Below are 17,128 nucleotides of genomic sequence, written 5' to 3'. Positions count from 1 at the left end.
CAAGACCGGCGCGGGCGCTTCGCATCGCGCGACTATGTCGCCAGCGTCTGATCGACGCGCCGCCGGCACAGGCCGACGAACGCCTGGACCGCGCGCGATTGACCCTGCCCGGGATGAAAGGCGAGCACCGCGCGAAACACCACGGCGGGCGCGAAAGGCACGGCGCGCAGGCCCAGTGCCGCATATTCGCGCGCCACCAGCGGATTGGTGATCGCCAGCCCCGTGCCCGCCAGGACCAGCGCGCATTGCGTGGCGCTGTACGGCGTTTCCGCGACAAAGCGGGGGACGGTGCTGCTTTGCGCGAACAGCGCCTGGAGGCTGCGCTGCGCCGGATCGGACTCGGACAGTCCCACCAGTGGCACATTGCGCAGATCCTCGGGTCCGATGCGCTGCCGATGGGCCAGCGGGTGCGTCGCTGGCATGACGCAGACGGCCGTCGCCTCGTAGAACGGCGAGGCCACCAGGCCGCTCGTGTCCGCTTCGTTGCCCATGAACGCCAGATCGAGCCCGCCTTGCAGCACGCTGTCGCGCAGTACCAGCGAGCTGTCGACCAGCAACTGGCAACGCATGCGCGGATAGAGCTGCAGGAACTCGGATACCACCGCGGGCATCACGCTGGCGGACATTGCATGGAGGGCGCCGACGCGCAGGACCGCGTCCTCATGCGACCGCAGCATGTCGATCTTGCGCTGGACCATGTCCAGCCCCACGTAGACGCGCTCGACTTCCGCCATCAGCGCGCGCGCTTCCGGCGTCGGCACCAGCCTGCCCTTGAGCCGGTCGAACAGCTTCAGCCCGGAGCGCGTCTCGAACTGGACCAGCAACTGTGTCACCGCGGGCTGGCTGATATGCAGCGCCGCGGCGGCCCGCTTGGCCGAGCCCAGGCGCATCACCATGCGGAATATCTCGATCTGACGAGCGCTCGGTGTGGTCGTCGACATATTAGTTTTGCTTATTCGATATGCATGACGCATGGTGCCCGGGGCGGCCGCCGGCCTCTACCATACGCCGCATGCAAACACCTCTTCCGAAATCATCGGCCGTGTCGCCGGTGTCCCCGATTCGCCGCAATGCGCGGCTGGCGAAGCTCCGCTGCATCACGTGCCAGGCGGAGTATCCCATAGCCGATATGCCCGCCGGCTGCCCGCGCTGCGCGCAGGCAGGGCGGCCCAGCAGCGTCGAGGCGGTGTACGACAGCCTGCCGGCCGCGCCGGTGGCACAAAGCTCAGGTTATAGGTGGGGCCACTGGCTGCCGTATTCGCATGGTGTCTCGCTGGGGGAGGGCGACACGCCTTGCCTGGATGTGCGTGGTCTCGCGCGCGATCTCGATGTGGCGGCCCTGTGGGTCAAGCACGAGGGCATGAACCCGACTGGATCGCACAAGGACCGGATGGCCGCGCAGGGCGTGAGCCGCGCGCTGGACATCGGCGCGGACACCGTGGTGCTTGCGTCCAGCGGCAATGCGGCGATCTCCGCCGCGGCCTATTGCGCCGCGGCCGGCTTGCGCTGCGAGGTCGCAACGTATCGCGACCTGCCCACGCCGTTCGCGCGCGCCCTTCACTACTACGGGGCAAAGCGCGTCGCCTTCGATACCGGCCACGCGCGCTGGGACCACGTGCGGCTGCGGGTGGAGCGCGACCGCGCCTTCGCGCTGACCAACTACACCGTGCCGCCGGTCGGCAGCCCGGTGTTCGGCGTGGAAGGCTATCGCGCGGTGGCGCTCGAGTGGGTAGCCCAGGGCTGCCGGCCCGATCACATCATGGTGCCAACCGCGCGGGGCGACCTGCTGTGGGGCATCTACAGCGCCCTGCGCGACCTCGTGCAAGCCGGCGTGCTGCCGCGCTTGCCTCGGCTATGGGCGGTGGAGCCCTTTGCCAGGCTGTCTCGCGTGCTGGACGGCGCCTCGCTGCAAGCCGAATTTCCGGGGCAGACGGCGCAGTTCTCCACCGCCGGCTCAACGGTGACCGCCCAGCAGGAAATCGCCGTGCGCCGCTCGGGCGGCGGTGCTCTGGTCGTAGGGGACGACGCGGCGGTCGATGGCGTGTCGCGACTGGCCCGCGCCGGTTTCTGGGTGGAGCTGTGCGCCGGTGCAGGGTTGAGCGCCGCCCGGCAGCTACGCGCCGACGGTCGCATCGCATCGTCCGAGCAGGTTCTGCTGCTATTGACCGCCAAGGGCGAGCGCGATCCGTTCCAGGTCGAATCCGTCTGATTCCCCCCGCCGTTTGCCTTTTCACGCTGATACAAGGGAGCGCTCGCATGACGCTACGCAAGACCATCCGGGGCCTGGTCCCCTCGCTGCTGCTGCTGGCGGCAACCTTGAGCCCCACCGCCCACGCGGCATATCCGGACAAGCCCCTGCGCCTGATCGTGCCATGGGCGGCCGGCGGCAGTACCGATGCCTTCGCCCGCGCGCTGGCCAAGCGCATGAGCGAAACCATGGGACAGAGCGTGGTGGTCGAGAACCGCTCCGGCGCCTCCGGGCGTATCGGTCTGGAGACCGCCGCGAAGGCGGCGCCGGATGGCTATACGCTGGCGGTGGTCGAGCTGCCGCATGCGATCGCACCGGCCGTCTTCACGCAGATGCCCTACGACCTGTTGCGCGATTTCGCGCCCGTCTCGCTCATGGGGGAATCGCCACTGATTCTGTTTGCCGACAGCGGCCGCTACAAGGCGGGCGATATCCAGCGCTTCCTGGCCGACGCACGCAAGGCGGGGCCGTTGCAGATGGCCACCAGCGGCAATGGATCGATCAGCCATCTGTCCGCGAAACTGCTGGAAGCCCAGGCCGACGTCAAGGTCGATGTGGTCCCGTACCGGGGGTCGGCTCCCGCCCTCACCGACGTGGCCGCTCAGCTTGTGGCCGGACACTTTGCCACGCTGGCAAGTGGCAGCAGCCTGCTCGGCACGGGCAAGCTATCCGCGCTGATGGTGACCGGCGCGACGCGGCTGCCCGCGCTGCCCACGGTGCCGACCGCTGCCGAAGCCAGGCTTCCAGGCATGCAACTGAACCAGTGGTGGGCGATGGTGGTGCCAGCGAAAACCCCGCCCGAGATCGTCGCGCGCCTCGAAAAGGAAGTGAATCAGGCCCTGCAGCATGGTGCGACGCGCGATCGGCTCAGCACGCAAGGCATCGAGCTGAAAGGCTCCAGCCGCGAGCAACTCGGCGCGTTCCTGCGTAGCGAGGTGGCGCGCTGGGCAAAAGTGGTGAAGGATGCGGGGATTCAGCCGGAGTAAGCAAGCCGTGGCATCAAGGCGCGGATGCGCCGACCACGCTGTACTCCCTGTCCCATGGAGGGGACAGGGCCGGCGGTGCGCAACCGCCGGCCGAGAGCTGCAAACGGTAGCCGCTATTGCGAGGCCGGACGTTTGCTGTTCACCCTGGCCGCCAGCGCCGTGCGTGCGCCATCGCCGTCGACAAGGTTGTGGATCAAGACTTTCAAGGTGTCCACCACCGAATCCTTGACTTCGGGGTCGTCGGCGCAGAACCGCAACGCCCAGAAATCCTCGCGCTTCATGCCGATATCCATCAGGGCATGCTTGATCATCCGCCTTCCTGCCCGGTCCTCCTTGCCGATGCCGGTATTCCGGTCGAGATAAACAACGGCGCGCGCGATGGCTTCCTCGAGCGGCATCGCGGGCCCGGCGCCCTTGCCCTCCGCGACTGCCGCCTGCAACCTGCGCGCGTCCTGCCGGTTGCGATAGGCGGCATAGCCGACCCAGCCCGCCACGACCAGACCGCCGACGAAGGCAATGACAATACCGCCCATCGAAAGGCCGCCGGCGATCACGAAGCATGTCAGCGACAGTGCCGCGATCGCGATGGCCATCGTGCCGTAGCCGATGCGCCATTTGCCGACCCGGATCTGCTTGCGCGCATCGTCCTGCGCGCGGTCCTCGTTCTTTGCGGCGTGCCGCAGCAGCGCTGCGCCGACTTCGGCGGCATCGTCTACCGCGGCTTCTCGCTGCCTCTTGGCGGTATCGATTCTCTGGATGACGCCGTCGATTTTCGCCTTTGCGTTCGTTGCCGCCGCCAACTTCTGCAGACCCTCGCTGCGAGCGAGCACACCGGCCACGATATGGAGAACGCCACAGGCGACACTAAACGCTGCGCCGCCGATGGCTGTCCCGATCGCATTGGCCGGCACGGTGGCGATATGCAGCAGATCGCTGACCTTGGCGGCTTGCCACAGGGTCGCAAGGTTGCAGCTTACCGCACCGCCTTGAAGGGGGCCGTCGCGCAGGAACATCCATAGGGAGCGTTTGAAGGTGTTGGTTGCCTGCCGTATTTCGACTTGACCGGTCTCGTATTCGAAATAGCTTTTTGCGCGGACGGTACTGTTGTCCGCCTGTGGGTAGGTCGGTGCTACCACGCTGGCCGGTAATCCACGCTTGGCGTGGTGTGCGGCCATCTTTGCGTTCTGTATATCGGCCGCAAAGTCTTCGCTGTTTCTCTTGTGCTTCCGGAGGTGATTGCGAAGACAACGGAATTCATGTGCATCCTTACCAAATACATAGCTAGCCGCGGTCATCTCCGCCATTGACATTACAGTGCCAAGGCCCAGGCCAACTTGCGAAAGCGCATGCCGGATTCCAGTTAGTGCAACAGGTGCCGGTAGTGAAATTGCCGCGCCGGCACGGAAGAAAGCCGTGATGGCCTCAGCAAAGACTCCGGCGCGGCAGAGCGCAACTGCCCCCCAACTCGAGTACAGGCCAGTGCTGGCGATGGCCACGCTTCGGCTATCCGCCCGCGCTTGATTCCGCGAGGCAATCCAGCCTGGGTAGTTGCAGTACACCTTGCTCATTCTTGTCTCCTACGCTACCTCGGTGGCGCAGGACACAAGAGCCTGGCCACTGTCGTGCTGTCCTAAATTAGCCGCAGCCCCCGCCGGCGGTTTGAATGCGTGGCATGCTGCTCGAAAAATGCCCCGCGAACTGCCGTCGCGCTGCTTCGTCTTCCGCACAGTCACGAGCGAAGCGGCCACTGGCGATGTATCGCCTCGCTCGTCGGTTGTCTATTTCCTCCTCCTTGCGCGTACGGTAGCGGATAGCATTTGAGCCGATGTCCGCATGGCTCGGAAATGCGCCAATGCGTTCTCGCAATATCGCCACTGCGGGAAATCCGATGCCTTGCTGCTTGCCATGCCTCTCCCAGTGGAACTGGATTTCTAGGGCGGAAAGCGCCAAACCAAGCACGGCGGGGGAATTGACATTTGTGGTCGATGGCAACAGCGCCACCATCCTTTTCCATCTTGCTTCGTCCCGACGCTTGTTAGTCTCGTTGTCCTTGCGGATTTCCATGCGTTGGGCGATTGCCCCAATGAGGTGTTCCGCCTCTTCGGTGTTCGGGTGTTGCCATAGCGGAATAGCGAGATCAAGGAGCTTGTCGTGAAAATCCGGTTTCATACTCGGGCTATGAACGGTGCGCCTGGCGATTTCTGTTAGCACGACGATGGCGAACTTGGGCGATTGCTTGAGGGCTGCGTCTGCGATCTGCTGCAATAACTGCGTCGCCGGTTTTGAATCCAGCCCCAGGAAGAGTGGCCAGATTTCGTGAAAGACGCGCTCGGGCACATGCGGGTAGAGCGCACCGAGTCTCGCAAAGATGGTTCGCAGGGCAGAGCATGTCCGCCATTGGCTCCAACCGTTACTGCTGAATATGTCAAGCCACACTGAAAGCTCACGGATACACGACGATTGCGTCCGCGTGTCCAGACGTCTCTTCGCCGCTATCACATGCCGAAACAGCGCAAATTCCTTCCGGTACGGTTTCAGCCGCTGATCCAGAACGCGGCAAGTCATGGCAAGGGTGGCGCGGTCGAATGGGTCGGCAAGATAGGTGAATATCTTGCTGGTGACGCTTACCGGCAGGCGGGCCCAGTCCTGGTTGGTGAGTGGATGTTTCTGGGGATCCGAGTTCGTGGACACCAGCGATCGGATCGCTGCGAGCATTGGCCCGGCGGTACGTTTCTGAACTACAGCAGAGGAGCCACTGGTAGTGAGGCGTCCGTTGTTCCCGTCATCTTGTTCCGCTCTGTTCGTCCCTTCGGTCCTGAAAACCGTAAGTTCAATGCCTGCGATGCAGTCTTGCGGCATGGTGCTCTCCTTGAGCGTCAGAAAGAGCGCCTAAGGTGACACCGGGAGGGACTGCGCACTTTAGCAATCGCAAGCTTTCGATTGTTTATAACCGTTAACCGGAAAGCGTCGGCCTGTCGTGCTGCACCTGCAAAAAAAAGCCCTCGACGCATGGTCGAGGGCTTTGGTCATCGAGGGAGATGGGCCGGAGCGTACCCGTTTCTGCGGAGCGCTCGCACCGCCGATTCAGCGCTTGCGCACCCACTTCACCGTCTGTTCCGTGGGCTGCCCGCCGGCGGTTTCGTTGGAGCCGCAGGTGTTGCAGCCTCCGCTGTCGCACCCGCTCGCGCAGCCGGCCGCGCCCTTCGGTGCGAGCCACGCGACCATGCGGCCCTTCCAGCCGGTGGCGGTGCCGCCGCCGAGCGCGCCCGCCAGCGACGCCTTGATGCGCTCGCGCGTGCGCGGCATGTAGCGCGCCGCGACCGAGATCGCGCAGGCGATCACGATCAGTGGGACGAGCAGCGTTTCGGCGAGTTGGTACAGGCTCATGGTGAATGCGCGGTGGCCGCTTCAGGTGAACAGCAGCGCGACGCGATAGGTGACGAAGGCGGCCAGGTAGCCGAGGCCGGTGAGATACAGCGTCGACAGCGCCATGACCTTCCACGAGTTGGTTTCGCGACGGATCACGGCGAGCGTGGAAATGCACTGCGGGGCGAAGACGAACCACGCCAGCAGCGCGAGCGCGGTGGCCAGCGACCATTGCGCGGCGATCATCGGGGCCAGCTGGGCCGCGACGGCGTCCTCGCTGCCGGACAGCGCATAGACGGTGGCCAGCGCGCCGACCGCGACTTCGCGCGCGGCCAGGCCGGGCACCAGGGCGATGCAGATCTGCCAGTTGAAGCCCACCGGGGCAAAGATCGTTTCGAGGCCGCGGCCGATCATGCCGGCGAAGCTGTAGTCGATGGCCGGTTGGGTGGCGCCTTCCGGGGGCGCCGGGAACGTGGCGAGGAACCACAGCAGCACGGTCAGCGCGAGGATGATCTTGCCCACGCGGGACAGGAAGATGCGCGCGCGCTCCCACAGCCCGATCGCGATGTCGCGCGGATTGGGAATGCGGTACGAGGGCAGCTCCATCAGCAGCGGGTGGTCGGTGCCGCCGCGCCGGAACCACTTGAGCACGTAGGCGACGATCAGCGCGCTGACGATGCCCGCGACGTAGAGCGCGAACAGCACCAGCCCCTGCAGGTTGAACAGGCCCATCACGGCGCGCTCGGGGATGAACGCGCCGATCAGCAGCGTGTACACGGGAAGCCGGGCCGAGCAGGTCATCAGCGGTGCGACCAGGATGGTGGCGAGGCGGTCGCGCGGGTCCTGGATCGTGCGCGTGGCCATGATGCCGGGAATCGCGCAGGCGAAGCTCGACAGCAGCGGAATGAAGGAGCGGCCGGAGAGGCCGGCGCCCATCATCAGGCGGTCCAGCAGGAAGGCCGCGCGCGGCAGGTAGCCGGATTCCTCGAGCGTCAGGATGAACAGAAACAGGATCAGGATCTGCGGCAGGAACACCACCACGCTGCCCAGACCGGCGATCACGCCGTCCACCAGCAGGCTCTTGAGCATGCCGTCGGGCAGGAAGTTGCCGATCCACTCGCCCGCGAAGGCCACACCGGCCTCGATGCCGCCCATCAGCGGCTCGGCCCAGGCGAACACCGCCTGGAACATCAGGAACATCAGCACGGCGAGCAGCGCCAGGCCGAACACCGGATGCAGCACCACGCGGTCGATGCGGTCATCGAGTTCGGCCGTGCGCGCGGGCATCTCCACGGCCGCGGCGAGCAGCTGGTTGACCTGCTGGTGCAGGTCGGTGGTCTGGCCGGCGTCGCCGGCCAGGATGGGCGAGGTGGCGGGCAGGGTGCCGTCGAGGACCTCGAGCAGCGCGGCCGCGCCGCCGCGCTTGACCGCCACGGTCTGGACCACGGGCACGCCGAGCGCCGCCGAGAGTTTGTCGCGGTCGATGCGGATGCCGCGCCGCTGCGCCGCGTCGCTCATATTGAGCACCACCACCATCGGCAGGCCGAGGCGGCGCAGCTCCAGCACGAAGCGCAAGTGCAGGCGCAGGTTGGTCGCGTCCACCACGGAGACCAGCAGGTCGGGCGGCGGCTCGTCCTGGCGCTGCCCCGTGCAGACGTCGCGCGTGATGGCCTCGTCCAGGCTGGCCGCGTGCAGGCTATAGGCGCCCGGCAGATCGAGGATGCGCACGCGCCGGCCGCCCGGCGAGACGAAATGGCCTTCCTTGCGCTCGACCGTGACGCCGGCGTAGTTGGCCACCTTCTGGCGGCTGCCGGTCAGGCGGTTGAACAGCGCGGTCTTGCCGCAATTAGGATTGCCGACCAGTGCGATGCGCAGGGCGGGCGGGGATGAGGCGACGGACATGTTCGGCGTAAGACTCGTGAGCGGCGTTCAGGCGGTGCGCCTGGCCGGGGGAACGTCGGAGACCCGTGGGTCGGCGGCGGGCGCGAGGCTGGCGACGGTGGCCGCAACGGGCTCCACCGCGACGCGGGCTGCCTCGGCGCGGCGCAGCGCAAAGCGGGTAAAGCCGACCTGGGCGACCAGCGGGTCGGCCCCGAACGGGCCGACGGCGATGATCTGCACGGCTTCGCCGGGCACGAAGCCGAGTTCGCGCAGTCGGCGGGCGACTGGGTCGTTGGGCGTGGTGTCGTCGACCGACAGCACGACAGCGGCGGTGCGCCGCGGCAGTTCAGACAACCGCATGAGGTTTCCGGTCAGTGGAGGTGGCGTCCGGCTTGCGCCGGCGGAGCGCAACAGGTACGCAGATGAGAATCGTTTGCATTGTAGCGCAACAGGCCTTGCCGAAGGCGGGAGGGCGGCATCCTGGCGCGGTTGCGGGGCATTCCGGGGCAGTCCAAGTGCGGCGTGCTGGCGGGAAGGCCCGGTGCCCAAGTGCCGGAAACGGCCGGCAAAAATCGAGGGTTGGCTCTAATTACCGTATTTGCGTTATTGGATCGGGCCAATGCTGCCGTTAAGCTAAGCACACGCTGAACACCCCGTTCCAATGCGTCCTCAAGAGCCATCCGTCGCCCCGGCGGATGGCTTTTTTCTTGCCGCGGCCGCGAAGATGGCGATGAAATGGTCGCGCGCCGGATGGTCCGGCAGTGCCTTCCACGCGCAATACACCTCCGATGGCACGGTCGAGCCGGCCAGCGGACGGAACGCCGCGCCCGCCATGGCCGAGCGCTGCAGCGCCGCCGGCACCACCGCCACGCCCATTCCCTGCGATACCAGCGACACCACGGACAGCCAGTGCCGCACCTCGTGCCGCACCTGCGGGTAGAAGCCCTCGGCCGCGCACATGTCGACGATGCGGGTGTAGTAATCGGGCGACGCCTTGCGGGAGAACAGCACGAAGGGATCGCCGCGCAGCTCGGTGAGCCTGATCGTGCGCCGGCCGGCCAGCGGATGGTCCTCCGGCATGCAGCAGACGAAGGGCTCGCTATGGATCAGCCGGGTCGCCAGTTCGTCGGGCACGCGGCCGGTGTGGATGAAGGCGGCGTCCAGGCGGCCATGCAGCAGGCCGTCGATCTGCTCCTGGGAGTTCAGCTCGGTCAGCGCGACCTGGATGCCCGGGTAGCGCGCCTGGAATTCGCGCAGCCGCTGCGGCAGGCCGCGGTAGAGCATGGAGCCCACGAAGCCGACCCGCAGCCGGCCCACCGCGCCGGCCTCGATCTCGCGCGCGAGCAGTCGCGCCTCCTCCGCCTGCGCGAGCAGCGCGGTGGCGGACTCGCGGAAGGCGCGGCCTGCGGCGGTCAGCCGCACGCCCTTGCTGTCGCGCTCGAACAGGCGGGCGCCGACCGAGGCCTCGAGCTGCTGGATATTGAGCGACAGCGGCGGCTGGGAAATGGAGAGCCGCCGCGCCGCGCGGCCGAAGTGCAATTCCTCGGCCAGGACCAGGAAATAGCGGAGGTGACGGAATTCCATGGGCGTTCCCTATCGATACAAAAAATATATGGACCAAGCCAATTATTGAATTAGACACGAATCGCCCCGCTTTGAATAATGCAGGCACAGCAGCGACGAGAGACCGGCCCCTTTCATGGCGGCGAGGTCCATACGAGAAGGAGACACCATGCTTGCCAGCGTCCAACCCCTGCCTTCCCAAGACGACATCGAGGCGGCTCACCCGGTGCCCGACCAGCACGGTGCCAACCTGTTCGCCACCGATCCGGACCTGGGCGCCTTGCTGCCGCTCTATCTGCCCGACGATCTGTACCGCCACCTGCTGCCGCACCTGGACCGCATGGGCGAGCTGGCCGGAGGCGTGCTCGATACGCTGGCCAATGTCGCCGACCACCACCCGCCGGAGCTGTCGTACCGCACCCGTACCGGCATCGATGCGCAGCGCATCGACAAGCATCCTGCCTATGTGGAACTGGAGCGCGTGGCGTTCTCCGAGTTCGGGCTGGCCGCCGCCTCCCATCGCGGTGGCGTGCTGGGCTGGCCGGCGCCGATGCCGCCCGCGGCCAAGTACGCGCTGACCTATCTGTTCGTGCAGGCGGAGTTTGGCCTGTGCTGCCCGCTGTCGATGACCGATTCGCTGACGCGCACGCTGCGCAAGTTCGGCGACCCGGCGCTGGTCGAGCGCTTCCTGCCCGCGCTGACTACCCAGGTGTTCGAAGACCTGTACCAGGGCGCGATGTTCATGACCGAACAGGGCGCGGGCTCCGACGTGGCGGCTACCGCGACGCAGGCGGTGCGCGCGGAGGCGGCCGAGTCGGCCGACGGCGCCTGGCGGCTGTGGGGCGACAAGTGGTTCTGCTCCAACCCGGACGCCGCGCTGGCGATGGTGCTGGCCCGTCCCGCGGGCGCGCCCGAAGGCATCAAGGGCGTGTCGCTGTTCCTGCTGCCGCGCACGCTGGCCGATGGCAGCGCCAATCACTATCGCATCATCCGCCTGAAGGACAAGCTGGGCACGCGCTCGATGGCCAGCGGCGAGATCCGCCTCGAAGGCGCGCATGCCTGGCTGGTGGGCGAGCCGGGCCGCGGCTTCGTACAGATGGCGGACATGATCAACAATTCGCGCCTGTCCAACGGCGTGCGCGCGGCGGGCCTGATGCGGCGCGCACTCTCCGAAGGGCTGTTCATCGCGCGCGAGCGCCGTGCTTTCGGCAAGCGGCTGGCCGACATGCCGCTGATGCGCCGCCAGCTGCTCAAGCTGACCCTGCCCACCGAGCAGGCCCGCACGATGGTGTTCCAGACCGCCGAGGCGCTGCGCCGCGCCGACCTGGGCGAGGCCGACGCCTATCCGCTGATGCGCATCCTGACGCCGCTGATCAAGTTCCGCGCCTGCCGCGATGCGCGCAAGGTGACCGGCGACGCCATGGAGATGCGCGGCGGCTGCGGCTATATCGAGGAGTGGAGCGATCCGCGGCTGGTGCGCGACGCGCATCTGGGTTCGATCTGGGAAGGCACCAGCAATATCGTCGCGCTGGACGTGCTGCGGGCAATCCGCCGCGAAGGCGCGCTGCCCGTGCTGCGCGCCCATCTGGATGCGCTGCTCGCGCAAGCCCCTCTGCACGCCGACGCGCGCGCCGCCTTCGCGACGGCGATCACGCGCGCCCAGGCCCTCGCCCAGCATGCCGCCGATGCCGGCGCCGATGGCGACGTGCTGGCACGCCAGGCCGCCTCCGCGCTGTATCACGTCACCAGCGCCGCCGCGATGGCGTGGGAAGCCGGGCGCATCGGCTCGCGGCGCCGCATGCGGCTGGCGCAACTGGTGCTGGCCCATCGCGTGCTGCCGCGCGATCCGCTGGCGGGCGAGAGTGAGCCGGCATGGCTTGCCGAAGCGGTGTACCCGCGCGCTGGCGACACCGGCTGCACCGCGGCCGCGCTGAAGACCGTCACCGTGTTCTGAGCGGACGCGAACGGCACCGTACCGAGCAGTACCCCATTTTTAAAACATTCCGGGTGGAGACAATCATGGCAATCTGGCATCGCATCGCGGCAATCGCCGCCTGTACCCTGTGCGTGGGCATCGCGCCCGCCGTCGCGCAGAAGGACTTTCCAAGCAAGCCCATCATGCTGGTGGTGACCTACCCGCCGGGCGGCCCGACCGACGCGATGGCGCGCACGCTGGCCGCCGCGCTCAAGAGCAGCCTGGGCCAGCCGGTGATCGTGGAGAACCGCGCCGGCGCCGGCGGCAATATCGGCGCGGAGGTGGTGGCGCGCGCCGAGCCAGATGGCCACACGCTGATGTTCGGCACCTCGGCGCCGCTGGCCATCAACGTGAGCCTGTACCGCAAGATCAACTACGACCCGGTCAAGAGCTTCGCGCCGGTGATCCAGGTGGGGCATCTGCCGAACGTACTGGTGGTCAATCCTTCCGTGCCGGCGAAGAACATCGCCGAACTGATCGCCTACGGCAAGGCGCATCCCGGCAAGCTCACCTATGCCTCGTCGGGCAACGGCGCCTCGTCGCACCTGGCCGGCGTGCTGTTCAACAACCTGGCCGGCACGGACTTCCAGCACATCCCGTACAAGGGCACCGGTCCCGCGCTGAACGATCTGCTGGGCGGTCAGGTCAGCATGACGTTTACCGATGTGCTGACCGCGCTGCCGTTCATCAAGAGCGGCAAGGTACGCGCGCTGGGTGTGACCACCAAGGAGCGCTCGCAGGCGCTGCCGGACGTGCCGACCGTGGCCGAGCAGGGCGTGGCCGGGTTCGATGTGTCGGTGTTCTTCGGGGTGGTGGCGCCGGCGGGCACGCCCAAGCCGGTCATCGCACGGCTGAACGCCGCCTTCGCCGATGCGCTGTCGCAGCCGGAGGTGCGCAAGACGCTGGTGGCGCAGGGGCTCGAGCTGCCGTCGTCCACCACGCCCGAGCAACTGGGCAACTTCGTCAAGGCCGAGGTCGGCAAGTGGCGCAGCGTGGTGCAGAAGAGCGGCGCGCAGCTGGACTGAGCGCTTGCGGCTCCGGCGCGCGCCGGCGATTCGTTACCATCGACCCATCCGACACCTCCAGGAGCCTGTCATGACCCAACCGAACGCCGGCGCGCTCGCCGGCATCCGCGTGGTCGACCTGTCGCGCATTCTCGGCGGGCCGTACTGCGGCCAGATCCTGGGCGACCATGGCGCCGACGTGCTGAAGATCGAGCCGCCGCAGGGGGACGACACGCGGACCTGGGGGCCGCCGTTCAAGGACGGCGTGGCGTCCTACTATTTCGGGCTGAACCGCAACAAGCGGGTGATGCGGCTGGACCTGGCGGCGGAATCCGATCGCGAAGTCCTGCTGGCGCTGCTGGCCGAGGCCGACGTGCTGGTGGAGAACTTCAAGACCGGCACGCTGGAGAAATGGGGCCTGGGCTACGAGACGCTGTCGGAACGCTTCCCGCGGCTGATCCATTGCCGCGTGTCGGGGTTTGGCGCCGACGGCCCGCTCGGGGGACTGCCGGGCTACGACGCCGCCATCCAGGCGATGGCCGGCATCATGAGCATCAATGGCGAGGCCGACGGCGATCCGCTGCGCGTGGGTTTGCCGGTGGTGGACATGGTGACGGGCCTGAACGCCGCGCTCGGCGTGCTGCTCGCGCTGCAGGAGCGCGCGCGCAGCGGCCGCGGCCAGTTCGTCGAGGCGGCGCTGTACGACTCGGGCCTGTCGCTGCTGCATCCGCATGCGGCCAACTGGTTCATGAGCGGCAAGACGCCCACGCGCACCGGCAACGCCCATCCCAATATCTATCCGTACGATACGGTGGCCACCGCCACCGATCCGATCTTCCTGGCGGTCGGCAACGACCGGCAGTTCCGCATCCTGTGCGGCCATCTGGATGTGCCCGCGCTGGCGGACGACGAGCGCTACGCCACGGCCGGCGCGCGCTCGGTCAACCGCGCCGCGCTGAAGGCGGAGCTGGAGGCGCGCATGGCGGGCCTGGACGGCAAGGCGCTTGCCGACGAACTCGTGCAGGCGGGCGTGCCGTGCGCGCCGGTGCTGTCGGTGGCGGACGCGCTGCAGCACCCGCATACGGCGCATCGCGAGATGGTGGTGGAGATGGAAGGGGGGTACCGGGGGCTGGGCGCCCCCGTGAAACTGAGCCGCACGCCGGCCACGTACCGGCATGCGCCGCTCGCCGAGGGCGATGCATTCCTGCCGCGGCAGGCCGGCGAAGATGGCGGCGGCGGGGGCGGGCGGTAAGGCGCGGCCCGCGCAGAAACGGGTACGCTTTGCGTGCCTCGTACCCGCAAGACGACGATGGCCCGAGCGGTTCGCACCGCTCGAGCCATCGTGCATGGAAGGCGCCGTGTCTGCGTCTTCAGTCGGCCTGGATGCCGAACTCCTTGACGATCTTCGCGTAGCGCGTGGCATCGCCCGCGATCACCTTGGCGAGCACGCCGGGTTCGCCGCCGACCGGGCTGATGCCGAACGTGGCCATCTTCTGCACGATGTCCGGCATCTTCAGGATCTCGTTGACGTGGGTGTTGAGCGTGCGCACCAGCTCCGGCGACATGCCCTTGGGCCCGAGCAGGCCCTGCCACGCGCTGACCTCGACGTCCTTGTAGCCCAGCTCCACCAGCGTGGGCACATTCGGCGCGAACGGCGAGCGCTTCTGGTCGGCCACGGCGATGGGCACGAGCTGGCCCGTGTTCACATGCTGGTAGACCGCGCCGTAGGTGGAGTAGGTCATCGGCACCTGGCCGCCTAGCACGTCGACCACCGCCGGCGCCGTGCCGCGGTACGGTACCTGCGCGATGCTGACGCCCGCGGCCTTGTTGAACAGCTCGCCGAGCACGTGCATGGGCGAGCCGTTGCCCGGGGTCGCGTAGGTCGAGACCGTGCCGGCCTTGGCGCGCGTGACCAGGTCGCCGACCTTGGCGATGCCGGTGTTCTTGCTGACCACCACGAACAGCGACTGGAAGCCGGTCTGGACGATCGGGGTGAAGTCGCGCTGCACGTCGTAGACGGCGCCCGAGCCGGACTTGAGCACCAGCGGTGCCAACGCCACGGTATTGGGCGCGGCGAGCAGCGTGTAGCCGTCCGGCGCGGCCTTGGCCACGTAGGCGCTGCCGATGGTGCCGGCGGCGCCGGTGCGGTTTTCCACCACCACCGACTGCTTCAGGCGGATCGACAGCTTCTCGGCGATCATGCGCGCGAGCACGTCGGTGTCGCCGCCCGCGGGGTACGCGACGACGATGGTGATGGGCTTGGTCGGATACGCCTGCGCATGCGCGGCGCCGATGCCGCCCACGGTGGCGGCGGCGGCGAAGGCGGTGAACGCGGCCAGCGCCATGCGGCGGACCGGGGAGCGGGGGCGACTTGCTGACTTCATGTTCTGGTACCTCGGTGGATGACGTGCGTGCCGGCGCGGGGCACCGTGCGCAATGGAAACGGGCAGGGCGCTGGCGGTACGGCCCGGGCGCAAGATGCGCGCCATGCCGGGCCGTACCGCCCGTGCTCAGAAGACGTGCTTGATGCCGATCATCGTGCCCAGCTGGTTGCCGCCGGGCGTGGTGTTCGAGCCCACCGAGCCGCCGCTGACCGACGTGGTCAGGTTGCCGTCGTTATTGATATAGCCGGCGGTGGCGTAGATCGAGGTGCGCTTGGAGAACGCGTAGGTGCCGCGCACCGTGAACAGCATCGATTGGTTGTCGCTGTTGTGATAGTTCAGGAAGTACGCCTGGCCGGCCAGGTTGAAGCGCGGCGTGATGTCGTAGGCGGCGCCGAGGTAGTACAGCTCGCTGCGCGGCGTGGGGCTGCCTTCGTTGTCGCGGCGGATCACGCCGATGCCCAGCTTGGTGCGGTCCAGCAACACGTAGCCGCCCACCGACAGGCGGTCGTCCGAGAGGCTGCTGCTGGTCAGGCCGCCGAACGCGCCCGGGCCGCCGCGCAGCGAATCGTAGGCGGCATGCACGCCCCACTGCTTGGTGTCGTAGGCGAGCAGCGCGGACCATTCGCGGCAGGCACGGCTGTCGGCCGGATTTTCGCCGGCGCAGTTGGTGCCGGCGGGGCTGGGGCCCGCGTTCACCGCATCGCGGCCGAAGCTGTAGGTGGCGCCAACGGTGAAGCCGCCGAACTTGCCTTTGTACGCGACGGTGTTGTCGGCGCGGGTGTTGGGCAGATAGTTGTCCAGCGAGCCGGAGCCGTAGATGTTCGGGCCCAGCGTGTCGGAATCGAGAATGGCCCAGAACAGCATGGTGTACTGGCGGCCCACGGACACCTGACCCCACGGACCGGACAGCCCCACCCAAGCCTGGCGCCCGAACAGCCGGCCGCCCTGGTTGGCCGTGCCGCTATCGGGGGAGAAGCCGGATTCGAGGGCGAAATTCGCCTTCAGGCCACCGCCCAGGTCTTCGCTGCCGCGCAGGCCCCAGCGCGAGGGCACCGTCGCGGTCAGGTTGGGCACGCGGAACAGGCCGTCCTTGTTCGCACCCACGTTGTTCACGTACTCGACGCCGGTGTCGATCACGCCGTACAGCGTCACCGAGGATTGCGCCGAAGCCAGCATGGGCAGTGCCGCGGCCGAGGCCGCGATGGCCGTTGATGCGATCCGTCCAAAGTTCATCTCGATTCCTTCTCCAAATCCGTGGTCTTGGTGTGGTTCCCGCCGGGGATGGCCGGCGGGACGCCGTGGTGTCCCGGTGGGCCGGGTACGGGTGACGGCGACCCTCTGTATCGCTTTCTTTGCGTTTCATATATAAAACCACGAATCACATAGAAAACGTTGGAGCGAATATAGCGGGAGTTTTCGAAACCGTAAGGGGCGGGAATTCCCTAGTGCCGCCCGGGCGCGACGCCTGCGGCACCCGTGGTCCGAGGGGTTTCCCTGAGGCGGTGCAGCGATGCGCGGGGATGGATCGGGGCCCGCTCTCGGGGCAGCGGACGGAAACCCTTGGCGCTACGGGGCTTTTGCCGGCGGGGCCGCTGCCGGTCGCGCGCACAAGCGCTTCAATGTGGTGCGCATACGCAGCCACACCGGCGCGCCGCGGGATTTTTACTAGGGATTTACCCTAGGCTGCCACCGCGAAAAGAGCCGACTATAGTCCCAAGGTT

General features: G+C 67.5%; 14 protein-coding genes. 5 read left to right on the top strand and 9 right to left on the bottom strand.

Annotated features, from left to right (window positions below):
- Nucleotides 1–32: 32 nt before the first annotated feature.
- Entirely contained in the window at nt 33–941 is a 909-nt protein-coding gene (locus LDO27_RS06650) for a LysR substrate-binding domain-containing protein (protein WP_224040510.1), read from the bottom strand.
- Nucleotides 942–1,129: 188 nt separating this feature from the next.
- Between LDO27_RS06650 and LDO27_RS06645 the strand changes: the two genes are divergently transcribed.
- Both LDO27_RS06645 and LDO27_RS06640 read left to right on the top strand, forming a co-directional pair.
- On the top strand, nt 1,130–2,209 hold the full coding sequence (locus LDO27_RS06645) for a pyridoxal-phosphate dependent enzyme (RefSeq protein WP_224040508.1): 1,080 nt from the start codon (nt 1,130–1,132) through the stop codon (nt 2,207–2,209).
- Between the two features lie 47 nt (nt 2,210–2,256).
- On the top strand, nt 2,257–3,234 hold the full coding sequence (locus tag LDO27_RS06640; RefSeq protein WP_224040506.1) for a tripartite tricarboxylate transporter substrate binding protein: 978 nt from the start codon (nt 2,257–2,259) through the stop codon (nt 3,232–3,234).
- A gap of 113 nt (nt 3,235–3,347) precedes the next feature.
- On the opposite strand, the gene LDO27_RS06635 is transcribed toward LDO27_RS06640, so the two are convergent.
- The 6 genes from LDO27_RS06635 to LDO27_RS06610 form a co-directional block, all read right to left on the bottom strand.
- On the bottom strand, nt 3,348–4,802 hold the full coding sequence (locus tag LDO27_RS06635) for a hypothetical protein (RefSeq protein WP_224040504.1): 1,455 nt from the start codon (nt 4,800–4,802) through the stop codon (nt 3,348–3,350).
- Between the two features lie 67 nt (nt 4,803–4,869).
- A complete protein-coding gene (locus LDO27_RS06630; protein WP_224040501.1) occupies nt 4,870–6,093 on the bottom strand; it encodes an F-box protein in 1,224 nt (407 codons plus the stop codon).
- A gap of 225 nt (nt 6,094–6,318) precedes the next feature.
- Nucleotides 6,319–6,621 carry a DUF6587 family protein gene (locus tag LDO27_RS06625; RefSeq protein ID WP_224040499.1) on the bottom strand — a complete coding sequence of 101 codons (303 nt, stop codon included), beginning with the start codon at nt 6,619–6,621 and terminating at the stop codon, nt 6,319–6,321.
- A 21-nt stretch (nt 6,622–6,642) separates the two neighbouring features.
- Nucleotides 6,643–8,502: a ferrous iron transport protein B gene (gene feoB / locus LDO27_RS06620; RefSeq protein ID WP_224040497.1), complete on the bottom strand. Its 1,860-nt coding sequence runs from the start codon at nt 8,500–8,502 to the stop codon at nt 6,643–6,645.
- Nucleotides 8,503–8,529: 27 nt separating this feature from the next.
- Nucleotides 8,530–8,841: a FeoA family protein gene (locus LDO27_RS06615; protein WP_222204411.1), complete on the bottom strand. Its 312-nt coding sequence runs from the start codon at nt 8,839–8,841 to the stop codon at nt 8,530–8,532.
- A 309-nt stretch (nt 8,842–9,150) separates the two neighbouring features.
- Nucleotides 9,151–10,065, bottom strand: a complete 915-nt coding sequence (locus LDO27_RS06610) for a LysR substrate-binding domain-containing protein (protein ID WP_224040495.1) — start codon at nt 10,063–10,065, stop codon at nt 9,151–9,153.
- A gap of 148 nt (nt 10,066–10,213) precedes the next feature.
- On the opposite strand from LDO27_RS06610, the gene LDO27_RS06605 reads away from it, so the two are divergent.
- The 3 genes from LDO27_RS06605 to LDO27_RS06595 all read left to right on the top strand — a co-directional run bounded on the left by LDO27_RS06605 (nt 10,214) and on the right by LDO27_RS06595 (nt 14,275).
- A complete protein-coding gene (locus LDO27_RS06605) occupies nt 10,214–11,998 on the top strand; it encodes an acyl-CoA dehydrogenase family protein (protein WP_224040493.1) in 1,785 nt (594 codons plus the stop codon).
- 65 nt (nt 11,999–12,063) lie between these two features.
- On the top strand, nt 12,064–13,044 hold the full coding sequence (locus LDO27_RS06600; protein WP_222204419.1) for a Bug family tripartite tricarboxylate transporter substrate binding protein: 981 nt from the start codon (nt 12,064–12,066) through the stop codon (nt 13,042–13,044).
- Nucleotides 13,045–13,114: 70 nt separating this feature from the next.
- Entirely contained in the window at nt 13,115–14,275 is a 1,161-nt protein-coding gene (locus LDO27_RS06595; protein WP_224040491.1) for a CaiB/BaiF CoA transferase family protein, read from the top strand.
- A 118-nt stretch (nt 14,276–14,393) separates the two neighbouring features.
- Here LDO27_RS06595 and LDO27_RS06590 read toward each other — a convergent pair whose 3' ends face one another.
- Both LDO27_RS06590 and LDO27_RS06585 read right to left on the bottom strand, forming a co-directional pair.
- Nucleotides 14,394–15,407, bottom strand: a complete 1,014-nt coding sequence (locus LDO27_RS06590) for a Bug family tripartite tricarboxylate transporter substrate binding protein (protein ID WP_377747283.1) — start codon at nt 15,405–15,407, stop codon at nt 14,394–14,396.
- A 126-nt stretch (nt 15,408–15,533) separates the two neighbouring features.
- Entirely contained in the window at nt 15,534–16,640 is a 1,107-nt protein-coding gene (locus LDO27_RS06585; protein ID WP_222204422.1) for a porin, read from the bottom strand.
- Nucleotides 16,641–17,128: the final 488 nt, after the last annotated feature.

Origin of the sequence: Cupriavidus respiraculi (assembly GCF_914271545.1) — a bacterium.
Lineage (GTDB): Bacteria > Pseudomonadota > Gammaproteobacteria > Burkholderiales > Burkholderiaceae > Cupriavidus > Cupriavidus respiraculi.
This window is presented reverse-complemented; position numbering and strand designations above follow the sequence as displayed.

Bases quoted from the DNA above. Each gene is read 5' to 3' on its own strand.
- LDO27_RS06650 (WP_224040510.1), bottom strand. From the start codon at position 941: ATGTCGACGACCACACCGAGCGCTCGTCAGATCGAGATATTCCGCATG.
- LDO27_RS06645 (WP_224040508.1), top strand. From the start codon at position 1,130: ATGCCCGCCGGCTGCCCGCGCTGCGCGCAGGCAGGGCGGCCCAGCAGC.
- LDO27_RS06640 (WP_224040506.1), top strand. From the start codon at position 2,257: ATGACGCTACGCAAGACCATCCGGGGCCTGGTCCCCTCGCTGCTGCTG.
- LDO27_RS06635 (WP_224040504.1), bottom strand. From the start codon at position 4,802: ATGAGCAAGGTGTACTGCAACTACCCAGGCTGGATTGCCTCGCGGAAT.
- LDO27_RS06630 (WP_224040501.1), bottom strand. From the start codon at position 6,093: ATGCCGCAAGACTGCATCGCAGGCATTGAACTTACGGTTTTCAGGACC.
- LDO27_RS06625 (WP_224040499.1), bottom strand. From the start codon at position 6,621: ATGAGCCTGTACCAACTCGCCGAAACGCTGCTCGTCCCACTGATCGTG.
- feoB (WP_224040497.1), bottom strand. From the start codon at position 8,502: ATGTCCGTCGCCTCATCCCCGCCCGCCCTGCGCATCGCACTGGTCGGC.
- LDO27_RS06615 (WP_222204411.1), bottom strand. From the start codon at position 8,841: ATGCGGTTGTCTGAACTGCCGCGGCGCACCGCCGCTGTCGTGCTGTCG.
- LDO27_RS06610 (WP_224040495.1), bottom strand. From the start codon at position 10,065: ATGGAATTCCGTCACCTCCGCTATTTCCTGGTCCTGGCCGAGGAATTG.
- LDO27_RS06605 (WP_224040493.1), top strand. From the start codon at position 10,214: ATGCTTGCCAGCGTCCAACCCCTGCCTTCCCAAGACGACATCGAGGCG.
- LDO27_RS06600 (WP_222204419.1), top strand. From the start codon at position 12,064: ATGGCAATCTGGCATCGCATCGCGGCAATCGCCGCCTGTACCCTGTGC.
- LDO27_RS06595 (WP_224040491.1), top strand. From the start codon at position 13,115: ATGACCCAACCGAACGCCGGCGCGCTCGCCGGCATCCGCGTGGTCGAC.
- LDO27_RS06590 (WP_377747283.1), bottom strand. From the start codon at position 15,407: ATGAAGTCAGCAAGTCGCCCCCGCTCCCCGGTCCGCCGCATGGCGCTG.
- LDO27_RS06585 (WP_222204422.1), bottom strand. From the start codon at position 16,640: ATGAACTTTGGACGGATCGCATCAACGGCCATCGCGGCCTCGGCCGCG.